Annotated in this window: 19 protein-coding genes; 4 read left to right on the plus strand and 15 right to left on the minus strand. The window is 64.0% G+C overall.

The features are described 5' to 3' along the window. Positions 1 to 32: 32 nt before the first annotated feature. A complete protein-coding gene (gene arfA / locus BUB39_RS14855) occupies positions 33 to 1,541 on the minus strand; it encodes an arabinosylfuranosidase ArfA (RefSeq protein ID WP_073054751.1) in 1,509 nt (502 codons plus the stop codon). 115 nt (positions 1,542 to 1,656) lie between these two features. Then, the gene (locus BUB39_RS14860) at positions 1,657 to 2,589 is read right to left on the minus strand and encodes an ArsR/SmtB family transcription factor (RefSeq protein ID WP_073054753.1); all 933 of its coding nucleotides are present in this window, start codon (positions 2,587 to 2,589) and stop codon (positions 1,657 to 1,659) included. A 208-nt stretch (positions 2,590 to 2,797) separates the two neighbouring features. Between BUB39_RS14860 and BUB39_RS14865 the strand changes: the two genes are divergently transcribed. Further along, complete coding sequence (locus BUB39_RS14865; RefSeq protein WP_073054755.1) at positions 2,798 to 3,541, plus strand: 5-formyltetrahydrofolate cyclo-ligase; 744 nt, start codon at positions 2,798 to 2,800, stop codon at positions 3,539 to 3,541. Between the two features lie 28 nt (positions 3,542 to 3,569). Here the strand turns inward: BUB39_RS14865 and BUB39_RS14870 are convergent, their stop codons facing one another. The 9 genes from BUB39_RS14870 to BUB39_RS14910 form a co-directional block, all read right to left on the minus strand. Then, a complete protein-coding gene (locus BUB39_RS14870) occupies positions 3,570 to 6,251 on the minus strand; it encodes a LuxR C-terminal-related transcriptional regulator (RefSeq protein WP_084527415.1) in 2,682 nt (893 codons plus the stop codon). A gap of 72 nt (positions 6,252 to 6,323) precedes the next feature. Continuing rightward, positions 6,324 to 7,424, minus strand: coding sequence for an S-methyl thiohydantoin desulfurase family protein (locus tag BUB39_RS14875; protein ID WP_073054757.1), 1,101 nt, complete (start codon positions 7,422 to 7,424; stop codon positions 6,324 to 6,326). Positions 7,425 to 7,426: 2 nt separating this feature from the next. After that, complete coding sequence (locus BUB39_RS14880; protein ID WP_073054759.1) at positions 7,427 to 8,515, minus strand: S-methyl thiohydantoin desulfurase family protein; 1,089 nt, start codon at positions 8,513 to 8,515, stop codon at positions 7,427 to 7,429. Positions 8,516 to 8,522: 7 nt separating this feature from the next. Then, complete coding sequence (locus BUB39_RS14885; RefSeq protein ID WP_073054761.1) at positions 8,523 to 10,064, minus strand: hydantoinase/oxoprolinase family protein; 1,542 nt, start codon at positions 10,062 to 10,064, stop codon at positions 8,523 to 8,525. A 38-nt stretch (positions 10,065 to 10,102) separates the two neighbouring features. After that, the gene (locus BUB39_RS14890; protein WP_073054763.1) at positions 10,103 to 11,170 is read right to left on the minus strand and encodes an ABC transporter ATP-binding protein; all 1,068 of its coding nucleotides are present in this window, start codon (positions 11,168 to 11,170) and stop codon (positions 10,103 to 10,105) included. Between the two features lie 36 nt (positions 11,171 to 11,206). Beyond that, complete coding sequence (locus tag BUB39_RS14895) at positions 11,207 to 12,328, minus strand: ABC transporter substrate-binding protein (protein ID WP_073054765.1); 1,122 nt, start codon at positions 12,326 to 12,328, stop codon at positions 11,207 to 11,209. 63 nt (positions 12,329 to 12,391) lie between these two features. Further along, positions 12,392 to 13,195 carry an ABC transporter permease gene (locus tag BUB39_RS14900; RefSeq protein ID WP_073054767.1) on the minus strand — a complete coding sequence of 268 codons (804 nt, stop codon included), beginning with the start codon at positions 13,193 to 13,195 and terminating at the stop codon, positions 12,392 to 12,394. Beyond that, positions 13,195 to 14,109, minus strand: a complete 915-nt coding sequence (locus BUB39_RS14905) for an ABC transporter permease (protein ID WP_084527417.1) — start codon at positions 14,107 to 14,109, stop codon at positions 13,195 to 13,197. Before BUB39_RS14905 ends, BUB39_RS14900 begins: the two co-directional genes overlap by 1 nt. A 31-nt stretch (positions 14,110 to 14,140) precedes the next feature. Next, entirely contained in the window at positions 14,141 to 14,905 is a 765-nt protein-coding gene (locus BUB39_RS14910) for an aspartate/glutamate racemase family protein (protein ID WP_073054769.1), read from the minus strand. A 345-nt stretch (positions 14,906 to 15,250) separates the two neighbouring features. On the opposite strand from BUB39_RS14910, the gene BUB39_RS14915 reads away from it, so the two are divergent. Together BUB39_RS14915 and BUB39_RS14920 are read left to right on the plus strand one after the other, a co-directional pair. Further along, the gene (locus BUB39_RS14915) at positions 15,251 to 16,258 is read left to right on the plus strand and encodes a nitroreductase family protein (protein ID WP_073055592.1); all 1,008 of its coding nucleotides are present in this window, start codon (positions 15,251 to 15,253) and stop codon (positions 16,256 to 16,258) included. An 8-nt stretch (positions 16,259 to 16,266) separates the two neighbouring features. Further along, positions 16,267 to 17,331 carry a dipeptidase gene (locus BUB39_RS14920; RefSeq protein WP_073054771.1) on the plus strand — a complete coding sequence of 355 codons (1,065 nt, stop codon included), beginning with the start codon at positions 16,267 to 16,269 and terminating at the stop codon, positions 17,329 to 17,331. Positions 17,332 to 17,369: 38 nt separating this feature from the next. Here BUB39_RS14920 and BUB39_RS14925 read toward each other — a convergent pair whose 3' ends face one another. Then, positions 17,370 to 18,266 (minus strand): SDR family oxidoreductase, encoded by an 897-nt coding sequence (locus BUB39_RS14925; RefSeq protein WP_073054773.1) that lies wholly within the window; start codon positions 18,264 to 18,266, stop codon positions 17,370 to 17,372. Positions 18,267 to 18,344: 78 nt separating this feature from the next. Here BUB39_RS14925 and BUB39_RS14930 point away from each other — a divergent pair, with 78 nt between their 5' ends. Then, positions 18,345 to 19,184: a helix-turn-helix transcriptional regulator gene (locus BUB39_RS14930; protein ID WP_084527419.1), complete on the plus strand. Its 840-nt coding sequence runs from the start codon at positions 18,345 to 18,347 to the stop codon at positions 19,182 to 19,184. Here the strand turns inward: BUB39_RS14930 and BUB39_RS14935 are convergent. The 3 genes from BUB39_RS14935 to BUB39_RS14945 form a co-directional block, all read right to left on the minus strand. After that, on the minus strand, positions 19,181 to 19,951 hold the full coding sequence (locus tag BUB39_RS14935; protein WP_073054775.1) for an SDR family NAD(P)-dependent oxidoreductase: 771 nt from the start codon (positions 19,949 to 19,951) through the stop codon (positions 19,181 to 19,183). The two genes, BUB39_RS14930 and BUB39_RS14935, sit on opposite strands and share 4 nt — an antisense overlap. A 238-nt stretch (positions 19,952 to 20,189) precedes the next feature. Continuing rightward, positions 20,190 to 20,591 carry a DUF1398 domain-containing protein gene (locus BUB39_RS14940; RefSeq protein WP_073054777.1) on the minus strand — a complete coding sequence of 134 codons (402 nt, stop codon included), beginning with the start codon at positions 20,589 to 20,591 and terminating at the stop codon, positions 20,190 to 20,192. Between the two features lie 43 nt (positions 20,592 to 20,634). Continuing rightward, positions 20,635 to 21,039 (minus strand): MarR family winged helix-turn-helix transcriptional regulator, encoded by a 405-nt coding sequence (locus BUB39_RS14945; protein ID WP_244540261.1) that lies wholly within the window; start codon positions 21,037 to 21,039, stop codon positions 20,635 to 20,637. Positions 21,040 to 21,132 lie beyond the last annotated feature (93 nt).

Here is a 21,132-nt window from a genome sequence, read left to right on the forward strand (position 1 = left end):
AACGGGGGCGGCCGGAGCCGCCCCCCGATCCGTCAGACCGCGACGCGGATGACGTTGTAGGAGAGCGGCGGCAGCTTCGACTGCAGCTTGCCCGCCTCAACGACCGTTCCCGACACCGTCTTCGGCACGACATTGTCCGGGTTCGCCGCCGTATTGATGGCATTGAGGTCCGGATGCGTCATCTGGATATGCTCGACGAGGCGCGCGCCCGGGAAACCCTCAAGCGTCGCGGCAAGGTCCAGCGTCTCCGTCAGGTGGCGATTGACGATGAAGAAGGTGACCTCATCGCCAGCCACCGACCGGACGGCCGAGACGTCGAGATACGGCACGTCATCGCCGAATTCGCTGTCATAGGTCGGGCCGTCAACGACGGCGCGCAGCGAGGTGCCGCGGCCATAGATCGAGGCATAGAGGAACGGATAGTAGATGGTCTGCTTCCAGGCCGGACCGCCCTCTTCCGTCATGATCGGCGCGATGACGTTCACGAGCTGCGCGATGCAGGCGATCTTCACGCGGTCGGCACGACGGATGAACGTATTGAGAATGCCGCCGACCTGCAGCACATCCTCGAAATTGTAGAGGTCTTCGAGCAGATGCGGCGCATCCGGCCACTCGTCGCCCTCGAGGATCTTCTTGTCCTGCTCGCGGCTGTGATACCAGACGTTCCACTCGTCGAACGAGATCTTGACGTCCTTCTTCGACCGCTTCTTGGCCTTGATGAAGTCGATGACGCCGCCGATCGTATTGATGTAACGGTCGAGCTTCTCGCCCTTCGCCAGATAGTTGAGCGTGTCATGCTCGTTGTTGGCGAAATACATGTGCAGCGAGATGTGGTCGATCGAGTCATAGGTGTGATCGAGCACCGTCGCTTCCCAATCGGGATAGGTCGGCATATCGGCGTTCGACGAGCCGCAGACGATCAGCTCAAGCGACTTGTCAAAGAGGCGCATCGCCTTGGCGGTCTCATTGGCGAGGCGGCCATATTCCTCGGCCGTCTTGTGGCCAACCTGCCAAGGGCCGTCCATCTCGTTGCCGAGGCACCAGAGCTTGACGTTGTGCGGGTCCTTCCAGCCGTGCTGACGGCGAAGGTCGCTCCAGTAGGAGCCGCCCGGATGGTTGCAATATTCAACGAAGTTTCGCGCCGCATCGAGGCCGCGCGAGCCGAGATTGACGGCGAGCATCGGCTTGGTGTCGGCCTTCTTGCACCAGTCGACGAATTCGTTGACGCCGATGCGATTGTCGTCGCGGGTGCGCCAAGCGAGGTCGAGGCGAGTCGGACGCAGCTCGCGCGGACCGATGCCGTCTTCCCAGTTATAGGCGGATACGAAATTTCCGCCGGGATAACGCACATATGGCGTCTTCACCGCGCGGACGAGATCGATCACGTCGCCGCGAAAGCCATCCTCGTCGGCGGTCGGATGTCCGGGCTCATAAATACCGGTGTAGATCGCGCGACCCAGATGCTCAAGGAACGAGCTGTAGACACGATCGTCAATCGGAGAGACCGCGAAGTCCTTATGGACGATCACGTTCGCTTTCACGGCAACCTCACTTTGCGTTTCCCAAAAAGTGTATCATTATTCGTGATACATAATCATCAGTATGGTCCGCGTGCCGCAGACTGTCAATCGCTTCGCAGCCGGCCACCGCGCAATGTCAGGCCGGCGTCCGATAGATCCGCATGACGATATCCTGATCAAAATTGCCAAAACCTCGGCCGAAGATATTGATTCCGCCGGGATTTCTTGCGTCCTCGGCGATGCCGACCCGAAGACGGATCGAGTGATGGCTGTTCATATCGAGATCCGCGATGTTTATATCAGAGATCTTGATATCATCGATGAAGGTGCCGCGTTCGGAGATGGTCCACGTCTTCAGCGTGCCATATTGCGAGCCTTCGAGCTTCCACCAGCGCGGCGTCAACAGCCCGCGCTTGTCGCCGTAATCGCCCGGCGACGTCCATGTGCCGACGGCGATATTATTGACCCAGAGCGTGATATCCGACGGCCAGTCGGGATTGGTGCCTGGCACTTCCGACGACAGTTCCATCGAGAATTCGACCGCGCCGATCTTGTCGTTGAGCAGGCGCGCATTGTTCGGGAATTTGTATTCGACGAAGCCGCGGCCGAACCAGATCAGACCGGCCTGCATGCGGCTCGGATCAAGGAAGTAATTCGGAACGTCCAGCATGCCGATCACGCCCTCCGTCGAACAGAGGCCGCATGGCGCCTCGACGGCGCAGCTCGTGTAGAGCCCGATCGGCATCGATACCTCGATGGCCTCGTCGTCGGGGGCCTTCACCTCGCGGTCGAACCGGATCACGATCTCCGCATAGCGGGCGGAGCAGATCTTCTGGTGGCCCTTGCGCGCCTTGACGGTTTTGGTGTCGATCAGATCGGCCTGTTCCAACGCTTGCACGCTGGTCGCCACGGTCGATTGCGGCAAGCCGAGTGCCGCGCTGATCTCGTTGACGTTCATCGGACCCTCTGCATGCAGAAGGCGCAGAATATCGATGCGCGCAGGCGATGACAGCACCCGAACGGCCGCATGGCTTTCGGCGGCGTCGAGTGTCAGAAAATTACGGGTCAAGAGCGGGCGTTTCCTGGCGGCGTGTCCATCGGTTATCCCGATTCATATCACCGCGTCTGATAGAGTCGAGGCGCCAACAGACGATGTCCTGAGGAAGCGGTGCCCTAGATTTTGGGTCGACCTGCACATTCTTTCGTCATGACGGCAAATCGCGCGGCGAACTAGAGTTTCGCGATCAATGGCCATGAATCGGTAAAAGGGAGTGACGATGAGCAGGGCGAGGATCGTTCGCGAGCGGATCTGGGAAAAGCTGCGTCCGGTCGCCAAGCCGGATTCGCGCTTTCATCTCAATTTCTCTGAGGTGATCCCCGATTTCGAGGGCAGCGAGAGCGCCACCGACCGGCTCGTCGCGCAGCCCTTCTACCAGAAAGGCAGCTACGCCTTCGTCACCCCGGACAATGGTCTCGTCGACCTGCGTCGCCGCATGCTCGAAGCCGGCAAGACTCTCGTCGTTTCGACCTATGGCATCTACCGCGGCTTCTACCTGCTCGAACCTTCGATGGTCCCGCCCGGCCAGGCCCTCTTTGCCGCCTGGCTGGATGGGCTCGAGCATTTCGGCAGGCCGATCTCGCTGGCCGAAATCGCCAAGCGCGGCCGCTTCGATTTCATGGTGACGGGCGCCTCTGCGGTTTCGCTGGATGGCGTGCGCTTCGGCAAGGGCCATGGCTTCTTCGATCTTGAATGGGGCATGTTCACCGAAGTCGGCATCGTCGACGAAGCCACTCCGGTGGCGGCGATGGTACATGACGTCCAGGTCGTCGAGGAAAAGCTTCACCCAAGCGAAACCGACATCCTTGTCGACACCATCGCGACGCCGACCCGCTTCCTCGAGGTGAAGCGCGCGACCCGCCCGCGTGGCATCAGATGGGACATGCTTTCGGCAGAACAGATCGCCGCGACGCCGCCCCTGCTCGAACTGCAGCGGATGAAGGCCTTGGCCACTCCAGCTTGATCTGCCGGCGCGACCGGCGCGGCGTCTTTCAGGCGCCTTCGATCATGCCGGTCTGCCGCGCGACTGATATCGCCAGATTGCGCCGGCTGACGCCGAGCTTGGCGTAGAGATTCTTCAGGTGAAACTTGACGGTCGCTTCGCTGAGGCCGAGGTCGCGGGCAATCTCCTTGTTGGTAGCGTCGCCGGCGAGCAGGTCCAGCACTTCGCGCTCGCGGGCGCTGAGAAGCCCGTCCCGTTCGCTCTTCGGCCGCGCAGGACCGCCCTGCTGCCAGGCGCCGGCGATGCGACTGACAAATTCCGACGTCTTGGGGCTGAATGTCGACAGACCGAAGCGGCGCACGATGCCGCGCACCGCCTGCGATAGCGGCAATCCCTCGTCGAGAAACACCTGCAACCAGTCCTGCGGCCGTGCCAAGGCGATGGCGGCAAGCAAGGCGCCGCGCGCTTCTTCAAGCCGGCCCGCGGCCCAGAAGGCTTCGATCGACACCACCCTGCCGACCAGATGATGATAGCCGCGGTCGTGCTCGCGCGAGCGTTGGTCGAGCCGCGCCAACAGCCGCAGCGCTTCTTCTGCCCGTTCGGTGCGCAGGAAGATGCGCGCCAGCGCGACGGAGGCGTCGCTCCATTCCCGCCAGGTCGGCCACACCCCCTCGTCGTCGATCGGCGGCAGGTGTTCGACGATGTGCAGCGCAGATTCGAGCAGCCCGGCGCGCGTCATCAGCTCGATACGGATGATGTCGACGGCAAGTCGCAACCGGGGCAGCGCACGCTCGACGGCCACCTCTTCCGCGCGGTCGATCACCGCCAAGGCCGCCTCGATGCCGGCCTTAGCAAGCTGGCAGCGGGCGAGCGTGCCGTAGCCGCGCACGAACAGATCGACCCAGCCTTCGCCGCGCGCAAGAAAGGGCATGCCCTCGCGCATCATGGCCTCGGCAGCTTCCCATTGCGTCTGGTGGTAGAGCGCCTCGGCAAGCGGGATATGGGCGATCGCGATCAGGTTGCGGTCGCTCCATTGATGGCGCTGGCACAGCTCTTCGGCTTCGCGGCCAAACATGATGGCCGTCGCCGGTCTACCGGCCAGCATCGCCACGAGGCTCATATGGATGAGCATGAAGATCTGCCCGTAGGAGGACTTTTCCTCGCGGTAGCAGGCCAGCGATTTCAAGGCGTTGGTACGGGCGGCCTCGAGATCGCCGCTGACAGTGTAGGCGATGCACAGATGATTGTAGATCCAGCCCCGGCCGAAGGTCTCCGCCGGACCAAGACGACCGGCAATCCCTTCTAGCCGCTCGATCTCGACCGCATCGGAATTGCGGTCGTTATAGACATTGATCAGCCCCTCGATGTGATCGAGCGCCGAGATGGGGATGGCGAGGAAAGGTGATCGCTGCCCAGATTCCGCTGCGTTGCGCAGGTCGACGATGATGGCGCGCGCCTGCTGGACCCGACCCTGCTTGGCGAGGACCAATGCATAAGAGAGCTTCAGGCTCGGCGAGCGGTGGATAACATCCGTCGGGATGTTGTCGATCACCCCCGCCAGCACCGAATGCCCGGCCTTCAGGAAGATGCTGACGCCGCCGGCCTGCCGGATCGCCTCCGCGGCGAGCGCAAAATCACCGGCGCGCGATGCGTGACTGACGGCCTTTTCAAGATGGCCACGCTCGGCGAACCACGCAGCCGCCCTTCCGTGCAGCGCCGCCACCCGTTCGGGCGGGAGCGATTGCAGATGCGCCGCGAAGGTGGCGCGAACCACCGGATGAAGGCGCAGCCAGCCTGGTCGCTGGCTGACGGGAACGAGGATCGGCGCGAAATCCTCAAGGTCCCTCAGCGATCGCGGCGCCACGTCGACGCCAGAAAGATGGGCGGCCAGATCGAGCGGGAAGTCGGCCAGGATGGAGCAGACCGTCAGCGCCTCCCGCATGTCCGGCGGGATCTGCGGCGCGACCTCTTCGAGCACGAAATCGCGGTAGAGGCGATGGGTGCCTGCGATCAGTTCAGCGCGCACCTCGGGGCTCGCCGTGCCGTTCAACAGCGGTACGGCAAGGCTGACCAAAGCCGGCCAGCCGCCGGTCACCTCGGCGAAAGTCTCGAACTCCTCGTTCGAAAGCGCCTTGCCGACGAGGCGCCGCATCTCCGACCGCGTGAAGGCAAGTTCGTCGGCGAGTATCTCGGTCAGGAGACCCTTGAGCCGAATGCGCGACAACGACAATTCGGGTCGGCGGTGGGTCGAGATGATGATGCGCAACGGCTCCGGCAATTGGCGGAACAGCGCATTGCAGAAGGCCGAGAACGCTTCGCCCTCGGCGACTTGGAATTCATCGAGGATGACGACGGGGCGTCCGCCTTCTGCGACCAGCCGGCTCAGCAGCAATTGCCGCGCCCGCTCCAGCCCGAGACGCTGGGCGGGCGCCGTATCAAGGCCGAGAGCGGCAGCGAAATTGTCGAGGAATACGGCTGGATCGGAGTCCTCGTGAGACAGGGTCAGCCATGAGAAGCGATCCTGCGCCGTGTCGCATCGCGCCTGGACGGCAGCAAGGAGTTCGCTCTTGCCGAAGCCAGGCGGCGCACGCAGCAGGATGATCTGCCCAGCAAGGCCATTGCGCAGCCGATCGACGAGGAACGACCGCTCGATGACGTCATGCGCGCCACGCGGCCTGCCGAAGCGTCTCGGCAGCACGTCGATCCGATCGACGAAGGGCAGAACCGCCATGACCCAGATGCACCTCTCAGGCTTCGCGTGAGCCGCGTCCGTCGGTCCTCCCAAGCAAGTTTCACGCCGGTCTCAGCGCTGTGGCAAAAGTCCGAGCGGGCGATAGGCGTGATCAAGACCGAAGGCCTTCGGGCCGAACACGTCAAGCGCCTCGGGCGTGCGCATGATCGGGGGAACGCGCACGGCGAGGATATTGACGCGCTGGCCGTAGCGCAGGCGTTCGGTGGTGATCGCCTCGCCGGTATCGACATCGAGCAGCGAGATGAGATCGGGCACGATGGCGAGGATTTCACCAGCCTGCTCGGCGACGAGGTTCTCGTTCTGGATCTGGATGCGGATCGGCTCCTCGCCGCGGCGGAACGGCTCGATCGTCACGATACCGACCGACCAGCCATTTTGAACGCGGCGGGACACATCGACAACCTTGCCGGAGCCGACAACCTTCGCCTCCTCGTAATGCGTCCCGGCAAAGAATTCGATGAGGCTTTCGAGACCGTCGCGATGCTGGGCCTTGGCTTCGCGCATCGTGCGTCCGATGCCGAGCGCCAACGATACCGTGCCGGGTACGGAAACGCGGCGGCAGGTGGCGCCGTCCATGCCGTAATTGGCGATGAAGGACTGGCCGCCCATGCGGATCGTCAGGCCGCGCGCGATCCATTCGGACTTCGCCGCAGACTTGACCTCGAGGATACCGGTATTGCCGCGCTCGTCGGCGATTGCCACGGGCGCGGCCGGCACGCCATAGACGTTGAACGTCTCCATCTCGAGCTGCGGGAAGGCGCGCCCCATGCCGTCGGCATCGACGACCGGGAGCCCTCGCTTCGCCGCCGCCATCAGCGGGATCGTCGAATTGATCCCGCCAGCCTCAAAGGGGATCAGCGCGTCGAGCGTGCGGCCGGTATAGCGCTCATAGAGGTCGAGCGCGCGGCCCATCTCCTCGCCGCTCGGCAGCTTCTCGATCAGGATCGTCGGCGCGCCCATCGCCCCGCAGGCGACAATATTGAAGGCGTCCGGCAGTTCGTCGAGCGGGATCAGCCGCACAGGTCCATGCGCCTCGATCGCCGCGCGGGTCATCAGCTTGCCCATATAGGGGTCGCCGCCACCGCCAGTGCCGAGAATGGCGGCACCGACCGCGAGGTCGTCGAGATCGTCCAGGGTGATATGCGTGCGCATGGTCAGGTCATCGTCTCGATGGGCGTGAAGGGTTCGTCGAGGCCGAAACAGCGCGGTCCGAAGACGTCGAGCGCTGCGGGGGTCCGCATCATCGCGGGCACAGCGACTGCGACGACCGTGACGCGCTGGCCGTAGCGCAGGTTTTCGGTGGTGATCGGCTCGGCGCTCTCGCTGTCCATGATGCAGATGAGATCGGGAACGATGGCCCTGACCTTGCCGTCGACACGGGCGATCAGGTTCTCGTTCTGGATCTCGATCTCCATCGTGCCGCGCCATGGGCCGAGACCATCGATCCGCGCCCGCCCGATCGAGAAGCCGTTGCGCGTTTCGCGTGCGACATCGACGATCTTGCCGGTGAAGATGATACGGCCGTGATTGTAGAGTGTCTGCGGCAGCAGCCGCAGCAGCGCGTCGAACGGGCTCTCGTGATTGGCTTTCGCCTCGCGCAGGCAACGGCCGATGCGCATGGCGAGCGTCATGGTATTGGGCACGGCAGTGCGCTTCACATCCGCGCCGGACATGGAATATTCGGCGATATAGGCGCAGCCGCCCATGCGGATCGCCACCATGCGCGACAACCATTCCATCTGTTTGTTGTCGGCGCCGTTCAGCAGCGTGGAGTCTCCATACTCGTCGGTCACGACCATCGGGCTGCCCGATATGCCGTAGACCCCAAACGTCTCCATCTGCAGTTCGGGAAAGGCGCGGCCCATGCCGTCCGCATCGACGATCGGCAGTCCGAGCCGGGCGCCGACGACGAGCGGGATCGTCGAATTGATCCCGCCGATCTCGATCGGCATCGTCGCATCCGCCTTGCGTCCGAGATAGCGTTCGAGCGCACGAAGCGAACCGATCGCCTCCTCGCCGCTCGGCAGCTTCTCGATGAGAACCGTCGGCGCGCCCATCATGGCAGTTGGGATTACGAGAGCATCATCAGCGAGTTCGGACGGATCGATGACATCGACCGTCAGCCCCTCGTCGAGGCAGCGCTGAACCATCAGCCGCCCGACATAGGGGTTGCCGCCGCCGCCCGTGCCGAGAAAGGCGGCACCGATGGCGAGATCGTGCAGGTCTTCGGATGTGAGCTTCATGGCCGCCTCACGCCATGACCAGATCGCCGACCGCCTTGACGCGAATACGCGTCGCGCTGCCGGGCAGATAAGCGAGAGGCACCTCCTCGATGTCGACGATCTTCACCGTCGATGGATCGGCGCCGGCCTTGGTGGCGCGGTCCGCGGCCTCGGCCTTGGCGCCATCCAGCACCACGTCGCGCGAGGTCCCCTCGAGCGAGAAGATGCGGTCGACTTCGCCGCCGACCTGCGCGATGGCCGCGCCGATGGCATTCGCGACGGAGGCGTTTTCCGGGCGGATCACCTCAGAGGCCGACGGCAGCTGGCGCGAAACGAGGATCGAGCCGCCGCCGACCAGAATGACGGGCAAGGGCTCGGCGCTGGTCTTCATCCTGTCGACCGCCTCGTCGACCATGCGATGGATTGTGTCGAGCGCGGTAGCAATGGTCTTGGCCGGGACATGGGCGACACGCGCCCGATCGCCGATATCCTCAAGGCCGGCCGCGACGATGATGTCGGTCGTCGTCAGCGTGTCGCCGCCGAAGACGAGCGCCTTCGAGGTGATCTCGTAGCCGACCGAATCCGGCCCGATGCGCGCGCCATCGTCGCGGACGAGCGAGCCGCCGCCAAGTCCGACCGCCAGCACGTCCGGCATGCGGAAATTGGTCCGGACGCCACCGATATCGACAGCAACGGCGGATTCGCGCGGAAAGCCCTGCATCAGCATGCCGACATCGGAGGTGGTACCGCCGATATCGACCACCATCGCCTCCTTGCGCCCGGCCAACATGGCAGCGCCGCGCATCGAATTGGTCGGCCCCGAGGCGAAGGTCAGCACCGGATAACGCTCGACATAATCCGGCGTCATCAGAGTCCCGTCATTCTGGCTGATGAAGAACGGCGCCTCGATGGCGAGTTCCTTGAGCGCGCTGCGGAACGAGCTGACGACCTTCGCCGAGAGATCGGCGAGGCAGGCATTCATGATCGAGGCGTTCTCGCGCTCCAGAAAGCCGACGCGGCCGATTTCATGGCTGAGCGAGATCGCCAGGCCCGGAACCTCATTGAGCAGGATCTCGGCCGCGCGCTGCTCCATCACGGGCGTGACGGGCGAGAAGACCGAGGTAACCGAGGCGGTCCGAATGCCTCGTGCCTTGATCTCGCCCGCAATGCGCAGGATCTCCTTCTCGTCGAGCGGCGCGATCTCGCGGCCGTCGAATTCATGGCCGCCATGGACCATGAAGGTGTGGCGGCCGAGCGTGGTCGCAAGATCGTTTGGCCAGTCCGTCATCGGCGGCAGCGCCCGGGTCGCCGGCAGTCCGAGACGGATGGCGGCGACCTCGAGCAAGCGCTTTCGCTCGACGACGGCATTGGTGAAATGCGTCGTGCCGATCATGACGGCCTGGATCTCGGAAGCGGCAACCCCCGTCATCCTGAGCACTTCCTTCAGCACGGCGATGATGCCGGAGCTGACGTCGGCGGTGGTGGGCGTCTTGCAGGCGCCCTTGACGGTGATGCCGTCCATGAGGGCGGCGTCGGTATTGGTGCCGCCGACGTCGATGCCGATGCGCATGGATGCGAACCTTCGTTTTGAGTTTCTGCTTGGAACGATCAGGCTGTGAGGGCTTCGGACCAGCCAGGGTCCCAGCCGATCGTGATTTCGGTGCCCGGCGCGAAACGCTCGACATGCGCCTGGTTCTGTCGCTCGGCGACGATCTCCTGGCTGCCGCGCTTGAGGCGATAGCGGACGATCGCGCCCTGATAGGTCTCGCTGAGAACGGTGGCCGCGAGGCGCGGCCCCGTTTCGCCGAGCGCGGCGCCCATCAGGATGTTCTCCGGCCGCACCACCAGCTTTGCCTGGGTTCCGGGCTGGAGGTCGGCCGCGCCGCGGGCGCTCATCTCGTGGCCGTCGAGCGAGACGACGACCATGTCGCCATCGCGGCGCGCCACCGTCACGTCCATGACGTTGGAATGGCCAATAAAGGATGTCACGAACAGCGTCTTCGGCCGCTCATAGATGTCCTGCGGCGTGCCGATCTGCACGATGCGCGATTTCGACATGACGCCAATGCGATCGGACATCGTCAGCGCCTCGTCCTGATCATGCGTCACATAGACGGTCGTGATGCGCAGCTTTTTCTGGAGATCCTTGATCCAGAACTTCATTTCCTCCCGGAGGCCCTTGTCGAGCGCCGACAAGGGCTCGTCGAGGAGGAGGATGCGCGGCTCGGTGACGAGCACGCGGGCGAGCGCCACGCGCTGCTGCTCGCCGCCGGAAAGCTGGCGCTGGTAGCGATCGTCATAGCCGACAAGGCCAACCTGCTTCAGCGCCGCCTCGACACGGCGGGCAATCTCGGCCTTCGGCATCTTCCGGAGCTTCAGGCCGAAAGCGATGTTTTCCGCGACATTCATATGCGGGAAGATCGCGTAGTTCTGGAAGACGATGCCGATATCCCGCCTTTCGGGCGGCAATGCCGTGATGTCGTCGCGGCCGACGAAGATCTGACCCGAAGTCGGGCGGATGAAGCCCGCGATCATGCGCAGCGTCGTCGACTTGCCGCAGCCGGACGGGCCGAGAAGGGAGAAGAACTCCCCCTCCCCGATTTCGAGATTGACCTCGGAGACGGCGTTCCCCTCGCCATAACTCTTGGTGAGGTTCACAAGGCGGATGTCGGACATGGCTCTTCCGGTTCCGGGATCGATTTTCGGGTGCGATCAGCCGGCGAAGATGCCGTTGACGGTCTCGACGATGTCGGCCTCGTTCTCGTTGTAGCTCTTCCAATCCGGCGTCCAGTAGCCAGCCGTCGAGTCAGCGGTATTGGTGACGCCCTTCGAAGCGAGGTTCGGCGTGACGACCACATCCTTGTTGACGGGGCGCTGGTAGAACTTCTCGCACATCACAGACTGAAGCTTCGGATCCAGCGTGAGATTGAGGAGCGCATAAGCGAGCTTCTTCTGCACGGGCTCCAGATACTTACTGATCGTCTTGGTCTGGGTGAGGATCGGCTTCTTCTCTTCCCAGAGATAGGGTGCGACTTTGATGCCCTTGTCCATCATCTGGTACACCTCGGCATCATGCTGGACGGCCACGATGACCTCGCCGCGCTCAAGCAGTGTCTGCATGTTGCCGGTGAAATCGGAGATCTTCATCGGCATGGCCTGCTTCATGGCCTCATAGCCGGCGGCGAGATCATATTGATCCTTGCCGAACAGCGCGCAGGCCGCGATGAAGAAGTCCATCTGCAGGCCGTTCGACGTCACATAGGTGCCGCGCTTACCTGCGAACTTCTCTTCCCAGAAATCCTTGAACGTCTTGATCGGCGGATCGACGAGATCGGTGCGATAGGCATAGCAGTAGCGTGTATAGCTCCACGTCACGCCGACGCCGGTTGCCGTCGCGAACGGCCAGATATTCTTGGCGTTCGGAAGATTCTCGATGACCTCATCCAGCGGCGTGAAGAAATCGCCCGCCGCCGCGGTCTTGAACATCTCGCCATAGTTCCAGTTGGCGATCGCGAAGGGCGGCTTTTCCGGGCCGCCCGCGACGAATTTCGGGAACCACGGGAAGGAGCTCTCGTAGACGATCTTGCAGTTGAAGTCCTTCTCGAACGCGTCGAGCATTTCCTTGCGGACGATCTCCTCCCAGAAGCCGCCCCATTCCGCGATGTTGAGCGTCGCGCCGCCAGCGTCGAAGACGCCGCCCTCATAGACGGCGTCGGCCGACCAGGCATGGTTGATGTTGAAGAGGTTGACGCCGGCGCCCATGGCCGCAAGGCCGGCCGTGCCCTTCAGGAATCCACGGCGGGTAGCCCCGCGCCTTTCGCTGCTGCTGGTCATTCTTTCCCTGTCCTTTTTCGGTATGGACCGCGACCGCTCCGGCGGGCGCGGCGGAGCTTGCGATCAGGCGCGGAAGACGCGCCGGAGGCTGACCAGTCGCGACGAGACGACGGTCGAAAGGGCAACGAGAGCGATGGCGAAGATGCCGGCCGCGGCCGCGGTGGGCTCGAATTTGTAGCGAAGCGAGATGTACATCGCCATCGGCAGCGGCTCGTGGTTCGGCACGGTCAGGAATAGAGTGGTCTCAAACTGGCCGAAGGACACGATGAAGGCGAAGATCGCACCAGCGGAGATGCCCGGCGCGATGAGGCGCAGCGTGATCTTGCGAAACGCCGTCCAGGGCGAGGCGCCAAGGCTGCGTGCGGCCTCCTCCAGCGAGAGATCGAAACCGACCATCGAGGCGGTGACGGTGGCGATCACGAAGGGGCAGGTGACCAGCACATGACCGATCAGCAGCCCGGCAAAGGTGCGGGCAAGGCCGATATCGGTCGTGACATAGAAGATGTAGAGCGCGAGGCCGAGAACGACGCCCGGCAAGACGACCGGCAGCATAAAGAAGCCGCGCAGCGCCGCGGCCGCACCGCTACGCGAGCGCGACAGGTAGAGCGAGGCGAGCGTGCCGAGCACGGTCGAGATCAACGTCGACACCAGCGCCAGCACGAAGCTGTAGATATAGGCGGACATGAAGGTCGCCGAGCCGAGAAATGCCGTGACCCAGCGCAGCGACAGTCCCTTGGGCGGGAAGGTCAGATACTCGCCGGCATTGAGCCCGGCGAGGACGACGATCACGACCGGCAGCAGCAGCAAGACCAGCGTCAGCATCGCCACGGCCTTGAAAACCGGGGAAACGGGGGCCTCGTCGCGCATCAGGTGCGCCCTCCCGAGGTCCAGACCGCGGCGCGGTGATAGACGAAGACGGCGATAAGGCTGGTCACGAACAGCACGGCGGCGACGGCGGCGCCAAACTGCCAGCGGCCGGACTCGGCGATCTGCTGGTAGATGTGGATCGGCAGCACCATGACTTTCCAACCGCCCATCAGCGCCGGCACGACATAGGAGCTGATCGACAGCGCGAAGACGAGCAGCGATCCGGCGAGAATGCCCGGCATCGAGAGCGGCAGAACGACCTTGCGGAATGCCTCTGCCCTGCTCGCGCCGAGGCTTCGCGCCGCTTCCTCCAGCGAGGGATGGATGGCGCGGATGATGCCGATCAGCGACAGCACCATGAAGGGCAGCGTCACCTGCACAAGGCCGACCACCACGCCAAACGTGTTGTACATCAGCGGCAGCGGCTCATGGATCAGGCCTGCCCAGATGAGCGCGCTGTTGATGAGACCCGTATCGCCCATCAGCACCATCAGCCCATACATCCGGATGACCATGTCGAGCTGCATCGAGGACAGCACCAGGATCATCAGCAGCGTGTTGCGGCCGGGATGCTCAGTCTTGGCGATCAGATAGGCCAGCGGATAGCCGAGGATCAGCGCGATGGCGGCGACGACGATCCCGATCCCGATGGAGCGCAGAATCGACGAATAGTAGATCGAGCGCGTGAAGATCCGCTCGAAATTGTCGAGGGTGAACGCCGTCGTCAGGGTTACGACGCCGGGCACCGTCTTGTTGAACGAGATGGCCAGCAGCGAGACAAGCGGGACCAGGAAGAACGCCAGGAAGAACAGAAAGGCCGGCAGAACGAGCCACCAGAGGCGAAAGCCGCCAAAGGCTTCGGCGACCGAGAAGGCCGGCCGACGCAGCGCGATCCTTCCTCCGGTGACGCTCATCGTGTGTCGCCTCCCTGCCCGGCCACGCTGGTCATTCGGCGGCGATCGCGGATGGCAGGACGATGTCGTAGCCGAGCATCTCCTTCACGGGTGGCGCGGGATAGGTCAGCTTGCTCTGGCTGAGACCGACGCGCGCCAGTGCCGCCGCGATGGAAACCGCGGTCGGGATCGGGTCGATGACGGGAATGTCGATGCCACGGGCCAGCAGCCCGTCCCTGACGGCGGCCGCACAGCCAAGGAGCCCGGTGCAGCCGAAGATGACTGCCTCCGCTCCATCGGCCTCAACCGCGAGAAGCGCCTGTTCGACGAGGCGCGCCCGCGTTTCCACGAGATCGTCTTCCAGCGCCAGGACGGGGATGTCGACATGGCGCACCGAGGCCATCTTGGTCGATAGGCCATAGATGGCGGCTTCATTCTCGAACTGCGCCCGAAGGCGCCGCATCACCGTCACGACGCTGAAGCGATGCCCCAGCATCGCCGCGACATGCATGGCCGTCTCGGCAGGCCCGAGCACCGGGATCGAAACGACCTCCCGAACGGCGCGCAGGCCGGGATCGCCCATGCAGTCGATCACGATCGCATCGGCACCCTCGCGTTCGGCCTCGATCGCCCTGGCGATCGTGCCGGGCACGGACATGGCGATCTCGTATTCGCTTTCGATGGACGCCGGGCCCTGATCGATCTGGCTGTAGCTGACGACGATGCCGTCATATTCGAGCGCCTTCAGATCGGAAGGTCTCCGGAAGCCCTTGGTGGTGATCGGGGAGAGAACCCGCACGTCGACTGGAGCGCCCATGGCAGCCTCGTTCGTCATCTCGATTGCCAAACGGTGGCACCAGCGCGGCGACGGACCAAGCGTCCAGCGAGATAGGTACGAAACTGATTCGGAGGGTAGGTCCGCGCAACTTTCTGTCGCCCACCTACCCGTTAGGGTAGGAAATACCCAAGGCGGCAATTGATTTCATTGCGGTTTCCGGCGAATGCGACTGCCTGCGTTTTACGCCGTGTTGTTTTTCTGGGCAGGAAAGCCGTGGCGGGCGGTTTGACAGGGGCGAAGCGGAGGGGAAACCTCAACACCGACGACGGCCGTCCCGGTCGCCTCGCACCCCTATCCCCTCCAGAGATCGTGGCCGTCTCGCTCATGCCCCCTCGTCCAGCCAAAACCTTTGCCGACATCGTTCCCCGCATCCGCCGCTCGGCCTCACTCCTGCGCAATTATGCCTATGACTATCGCCGCTTCACGCGCGCATCGTTCCTGAACGGCCCGAGCAGCCGGGAAAACCGAAAGGCGCATATTCATCTGCTCGCGCATATGGTCGAGCACGGCCTGTCTCTCCGCGATCCACGGCCGGGGTTCGGCATGCCGAGGGTCGCCGAACTCTGCGACGAGGCGACCCGCTACATCAACGATCACGGCCTCGATGCGAGCGCCGAGATCGCGGTCAAGGCGCTCGTCGCCTATGCCGCCTTCAACAGGGATAACGGTGGCGGCATCGGCGCGCTTGCCGAAAGGATCGCGGGCATCGAGCGACGGGTAGAGGCGGCGCGCGCCGAACTTCTCGGCGGGACCGAGGACGTGCTCGCCGACGAGATCCGCCAGCGGTCCTCGATGGACTTCCTCGATTTCATGGATGCGCGCCACAGCGTGCGCCAGTATGCCGACCGTCCCGTCGCGCCTGACGTCATCGAGCGCGCCGTCAGGGCCGCGCAGCAGACGCCGTCGAGCTGCAACCGCCAGACCTGCCGCGTCTACGCCTTCACGGACAAAGAGGATATCGCCCGCGTCCTTGCCTTCCAGCAGGGCCATCGCGGCTTTGGCGAGCAACTCGGCGGCCTCGCGATCGTCACCAGTGACCTCCGCCACTGGTACACGGTCGGCGAGCGCTATCAGGGCTGGATCGATGGCGGCATGTTCGCGATGACGCTGACGCTCGGTTTTCACGCCGAAGGGCTCGGTGCCTGCATGCTGAACTGGAGCACGACAGAGGACATCGATCGCGCCATGCGCGCCTTTGTCGGTATTCCCGACGACGAGCTGGTCATCACCATGATCGGCTTCGGCCATATGCCCGAGCGCTTCAAGGTGCCGCGCTCGCAGCGAAAGCCGCTCGATGACGTGTTGCGCCTGTCCCCGACTCTTCCGCGCTGAGACCTTCCATGTCGCCCCAGCCCGTTGCCGTCTTCGACGGCCATAACGACGTTCTCCTCCGCCTCTACAATCAGGGCGGCGAGGCCGGAATCCGCGGTTTCCTGGACGGAACCGACATCGGCCATATCGACCTTCCGCGCGCACGGGCCGGCGGGTTTGCCGGCGGTCTCTTCGCGATCTTCCCGCCCTCGCCGATGGCCGCCGACTTCATGGACGCCATGGCTGGCGACAACTACGACCTGCCGTTGCCAGACCCGCTCTCGATCGCCGAGGGCCAGGCACCGACACTCGCAATGGCGTCGATCCTGTTTCGCCTCGAGCGTGCGTCGGAAGGCAGCCTCGCCGTCTGCCGGACCGTCAGCGAAATCCGTGCGGCGATGCGGCGCGGCGCACTTGCGGCGGTGATGCATATCGAAGGGGCCGAGGCGATCGGCTCCGATCTCGAAATGCTCGACATCCTGCACGCCGCCGGTCTCCGATCGATCGGACCCGTGTGGAGCCGTCACAACCGCTTCGGCCATGGCGTTCCCATGCGCTATCCGTCCTTGCCCGATACAGGCCCCGGACTGACGGATCTCGGCGGCGCGCTCGTTCGGACCTGCAATCGCCTTGGCATCCTCATCGACCTCTCCCACATCACCGAACAGGGCTTCTGGGACGTTGCCGCGATCTCCGATGCGCCGCTCGTCGCGACCCATTCCAATGTCCATGCGATCGCGCCGGTGTCGCGCAACCTGACGGACCGCCAGCTCGACGCCATCCGCGAGCGCGGCGGAGTCGTCGGGCTCAATTTCGCCACGGCCTTCCTGAGGCCCGATGGACGCATGGTCGCGGATACGACGCTCGATGTGATGCTGCGCCATCTCGACGCCCTGATCGCGCGGCTCGGCGAAACGGGCGTCGCGATTGGCTCCGACTATGACGGCGCCGTGGTGCCGGCGCCGCTCTCCGACGTCTCGAAACTGCCCGCGCTCTGGGAACGACTGCGGGCCGCGGGCTATGGCGAAGCGCTCATAGCCCGCATCGCACGGGACAACTGGCTCGACCTGCTCGACCGAACATGGAAGGCGTGAGCCTGGGTTCCCGGTCCGCGAAGGCGCCCCACCGCGCGTCAGGCGGCCGGCAGTTCCAGGGCTTCCAGATCCGCAATGAGGCTTGGACCTGTCGGCTCCCAGCCGAGCGTCTGACGTGTCCAGGCGCTTGAGGCGGGCATATCGAGACCAGCCAGCGAGGCGAGCCAGCCGAAATAGTCGGCAGCCTCTTCGACCGGGACGGACTGCGTCGGCAGGCCGAGCCGCTCTCCGATCGTCGTCGCGATCGAGCGCGTCGACACGCCCTCCTCTGCGACCGCATGATATTTTGCGTTCGGCTCCGCTCGTTCGATTGCCAGCCGGTAGAGCCGCGCGACATCGACGACATGGGCCGCCGGCCACCGGTTGAGGCCGTCCCCGATATAAAAGCAGACGCCCCTGGCGCGATAGGCCGCGATCGCGTTGGTGATGAGGCCCTGCGTCACCGGATCATGGACCTGCGGAAGACGCACGACGGAGACGTTGACGCCACTCGCCGCCACAGCCGCGGCCGCTTCTTCGGAAGCTGCGCGCGGATGATGGGCCGAGCTGACGATCGGATTGCCTTCCCTCGCGGGCTCGCCCGGAACCGTGTTGGCGATCGGCGTTCCCGAGGTGATGACCAGTGGCCGATCCGAACCGGCCAGCACCGAGCCCAGCGTCTGGATGACGACGCGGTCATCCTCGCAGTTCTGCACGAAGCGCGAAAAATCGTGATTGAAGGCCAGGTGGATCACGCCATCCGACCGGGCGGCACCTTCCTTCAGGCTGTTCGGGTCCGCAATCGACCCCCGATAGACTTCAGCACCTGTCGCCGCGAGGGCCGGGGCTTTTTCATCAGATCGGCAAAGGCCGATCACCTGATGACCGGCGGCGATCAGATCAACCACCACGCGCGAGCCGATATTGCCTGTTGCGCCTGTTACGAAGACACGCATCGTCACTCTCCATATTTTGGTGACGACAATCTCGGCTGGCTGGCTATCATGGTAAAGTCGGTAGCTTAAGGTAGTATAATGTCTGTCACGATGAGCGGCCAAACCGGGCCTGGCAATCAACTCGGCGTCTATCTCCGTGATCGGCGCGCCAAGCTCGACGCCGCAGCCCTCGGCTATCCAACCGGCCGGCGGCGCACCGTCGGCTTGCGGCGCGAGGAAGTTGCGCAGCGCGCCAATATCAGCCCAACATGGTACACCTGTCTTGAGCAGGGACGCGGTGGCGCGGCCTCGCCCGATGTGTTGGACCGGCTGTCGCGCGCCCTCATGCTGACCGATGTCGAGCGGGAGCACCTCTTCCTTATCGGCCTCGGCCATCCACCCGAGGTCCGCTACCAGAAGAGCGACAGCGTCACGCCGCGGCTGCAACGCGTCCTCGATGCGCTCGACCCGAGCCCCGCGCTCGTGCGGACCGCCATCTGGAACGTTCTCGCCTGGAACAAGGCAGCGTCCGTGCTGCTCATGGACTATGCCTCTGTTCCAGCCGATCAGCGCAACATCCTGCGCTTCATCTTCCTCGATCCGCGCTCGCGCGAGACGCAATATGATTGGGAAAGCGTCGCGCGCTTCGCCCTGGGCTCATTTCGGGTCGATGCCGCCCGCGCCGGAGCCGCCGAGGACGTAACGCCCCTCGTCGAGGAGCTCTGCCGGCTCAGCCCCGACTTCCAGCGACTGTGGCAAGCGAACGATGTGCAGGGGCCTCATGGCGAAGTCGTGAAACACATCCGGCACGCCGTCCTCGGTGACGTCTCGTTCGAATATTCGGCCTTCGCTGTCGATGGACGCAAGGACCTGACGATGGTCGTCTACAACCCGGCCACCCCCGAGGACGCGCAGCGCATCAGCTCGCTCCTGACCTAGGCCGGCAGCGCGATGCCAGAGATTTCCGCGCAGATCGCGACGAGCCGATCTTGCAAGGCGGGATCATGGGCTTGCGGGTTCGCGCTCATCTGCTTCAGGTGGAAGAAATAGGCACCCGTCACATCGGCATTCTCGTCATCGCCCGCCGCGAGCCAGGCCTGCGTCAGATGGGCCTGATTGATGTCATCAGGTGCGCTAGGACCGCCCATCTTTGTCGGCACCCAGCCAGGTTCGAGCGCATTGGAGAAGACCTCCGGCCAGCGCCGCGCAATCGCGAAGGCGAGCATCGCATCATGCAGCTTGCTCTCGGCATAGGCGGCCGATCCGTTCCACCGCCGCGTTCTCCAGAGGATGTCGTCGAGGTTCGCGTCGGCGTGGCGATGCATGCCGGAGGAGAGATAGACGAGCCGCTTCGGCCGCTCGATCAACGCCGTCAGGATATAGGCCGACAGCGTGTTGATGGCAAAGACGCTCGGCAAGCCGTCGGCGGTGATCCGGTGGCTCTCGCGATAGCCGACGGCAGCGTTGTGGATCACCGCGTCGAACCGCCCGAGAGCATTGACCGCATCAGCCACGCCTTTGGCGCCCGCGATCGTCTCGAGATCACCGACCACAACCGACTCGGCCTTTGGCAGAGCCGCCCGAGCGTCGTCGGCGCGGTCGGCGTTGCGGGCGTGCAGAACGACCTCATGACCCTGATCGACCAGGCGTTCGGCTGCCATCAGTCCAAGTCCCATGGACGAGCCGGATATGAAGATGCGTGACATGGAAAAGCTCACTGGGTTGGCGCCGGCCCTCCGCCGCAAAAGCGCGATGGCCGGATCATCTCATTCAAGCACGACGATGTCGGATTCACCTATCCACGAACATATGGCGCGGCGCGCCCTCGGCAAGGAACGGCAGGTATCGGGCAGCGAAATCCAAGCCTGCCAAACGCGTCTTTTCCCGATCGCCGGGCGGACCGCGCGCGCCGGTCGCACCGAAATAACGAACCGGTCCATCTGCTCATTGCGGGAACAGCTCGACATGAGTCTCGGCAGTGCGGCCATAGTAGACCACGCGGCGACCGAGAAAGGAGACGAGGTAGCCGGCGCAACCGGCGGCCTTCACCTTCTCGCCAAAAGCCGCATAGGAATAATCGGGCGCGTTCCGCTGCGCCCACCGGACGAGGGCCTCGACTGCGTCGCCGTCAAAGACCGCGGCCACCGAACCGGCGGGATGCGGCATGTCGAAGTCGGCATTGTCGCCATCAGGCAGATAATAGGTCTGGCTGTTGCGGCGATAATCGACTGCGTAGCCCTCGAAGCCGGCATTGACCAACTTGCCGATAATTTCCGGAAAGCTCAGCTTGCCTTCATGCGCTGCGTCGAGACAGAATTTGGCGATAGCACGTCGTTCCGCGTCCATGCGCAGATCCTTTCCTGATAGAGAGATGTGAGAGATCGAGGGCTCAGTCGACCGGAATTGTCGCCAACCCGTGTTTGTCGATCAAAGCCCGCAGCAGGCCTCGAAACCGTTCGTGATCCTGGCGGCCGAGCGTCGCGAAAAACGCCGCGTCATTCTCATCGGCGAGCCGCGCGAGAAGTGGCACCTTTTCGGCGCCGGCGTCCGATACCGAAAGGGTGTGGGCGCGCTTGTCCTCCGCGTTGCCGACACGAACGATCAGCCCCTTTTCCAGCAGCCGATCGGCCAGTTTGCTGATCGCCCCTTTCGTCATGCCCATCTTCCGGGCCAGCGCAGAAGGCGCGATGGCATCACCGCCATAAAGCGCGCGCAGCATGACCCACTCCGCCACGGTCACGCCTTCCCCCGCAACGCTGCGCGCGAACTCCTGCGACACGGCATTCGACACCATCCGAAGCAGATAGCCCGTATGGGCGTCGAGGTCTGAGACAGACGACATGTCCGAGTCCGTAGCGATGTGGTTGACTATGAAACTATATCGTCA

Source organism: Kaistia soli DSM 19436 (genome assembly GCF_900129325.1).
Lineage (GTDB): Bacteria > Pseudomonadota > Alphaproteobacteria > Rhizobiales > Kaistiaceae > Kaistia > Kaistia soli.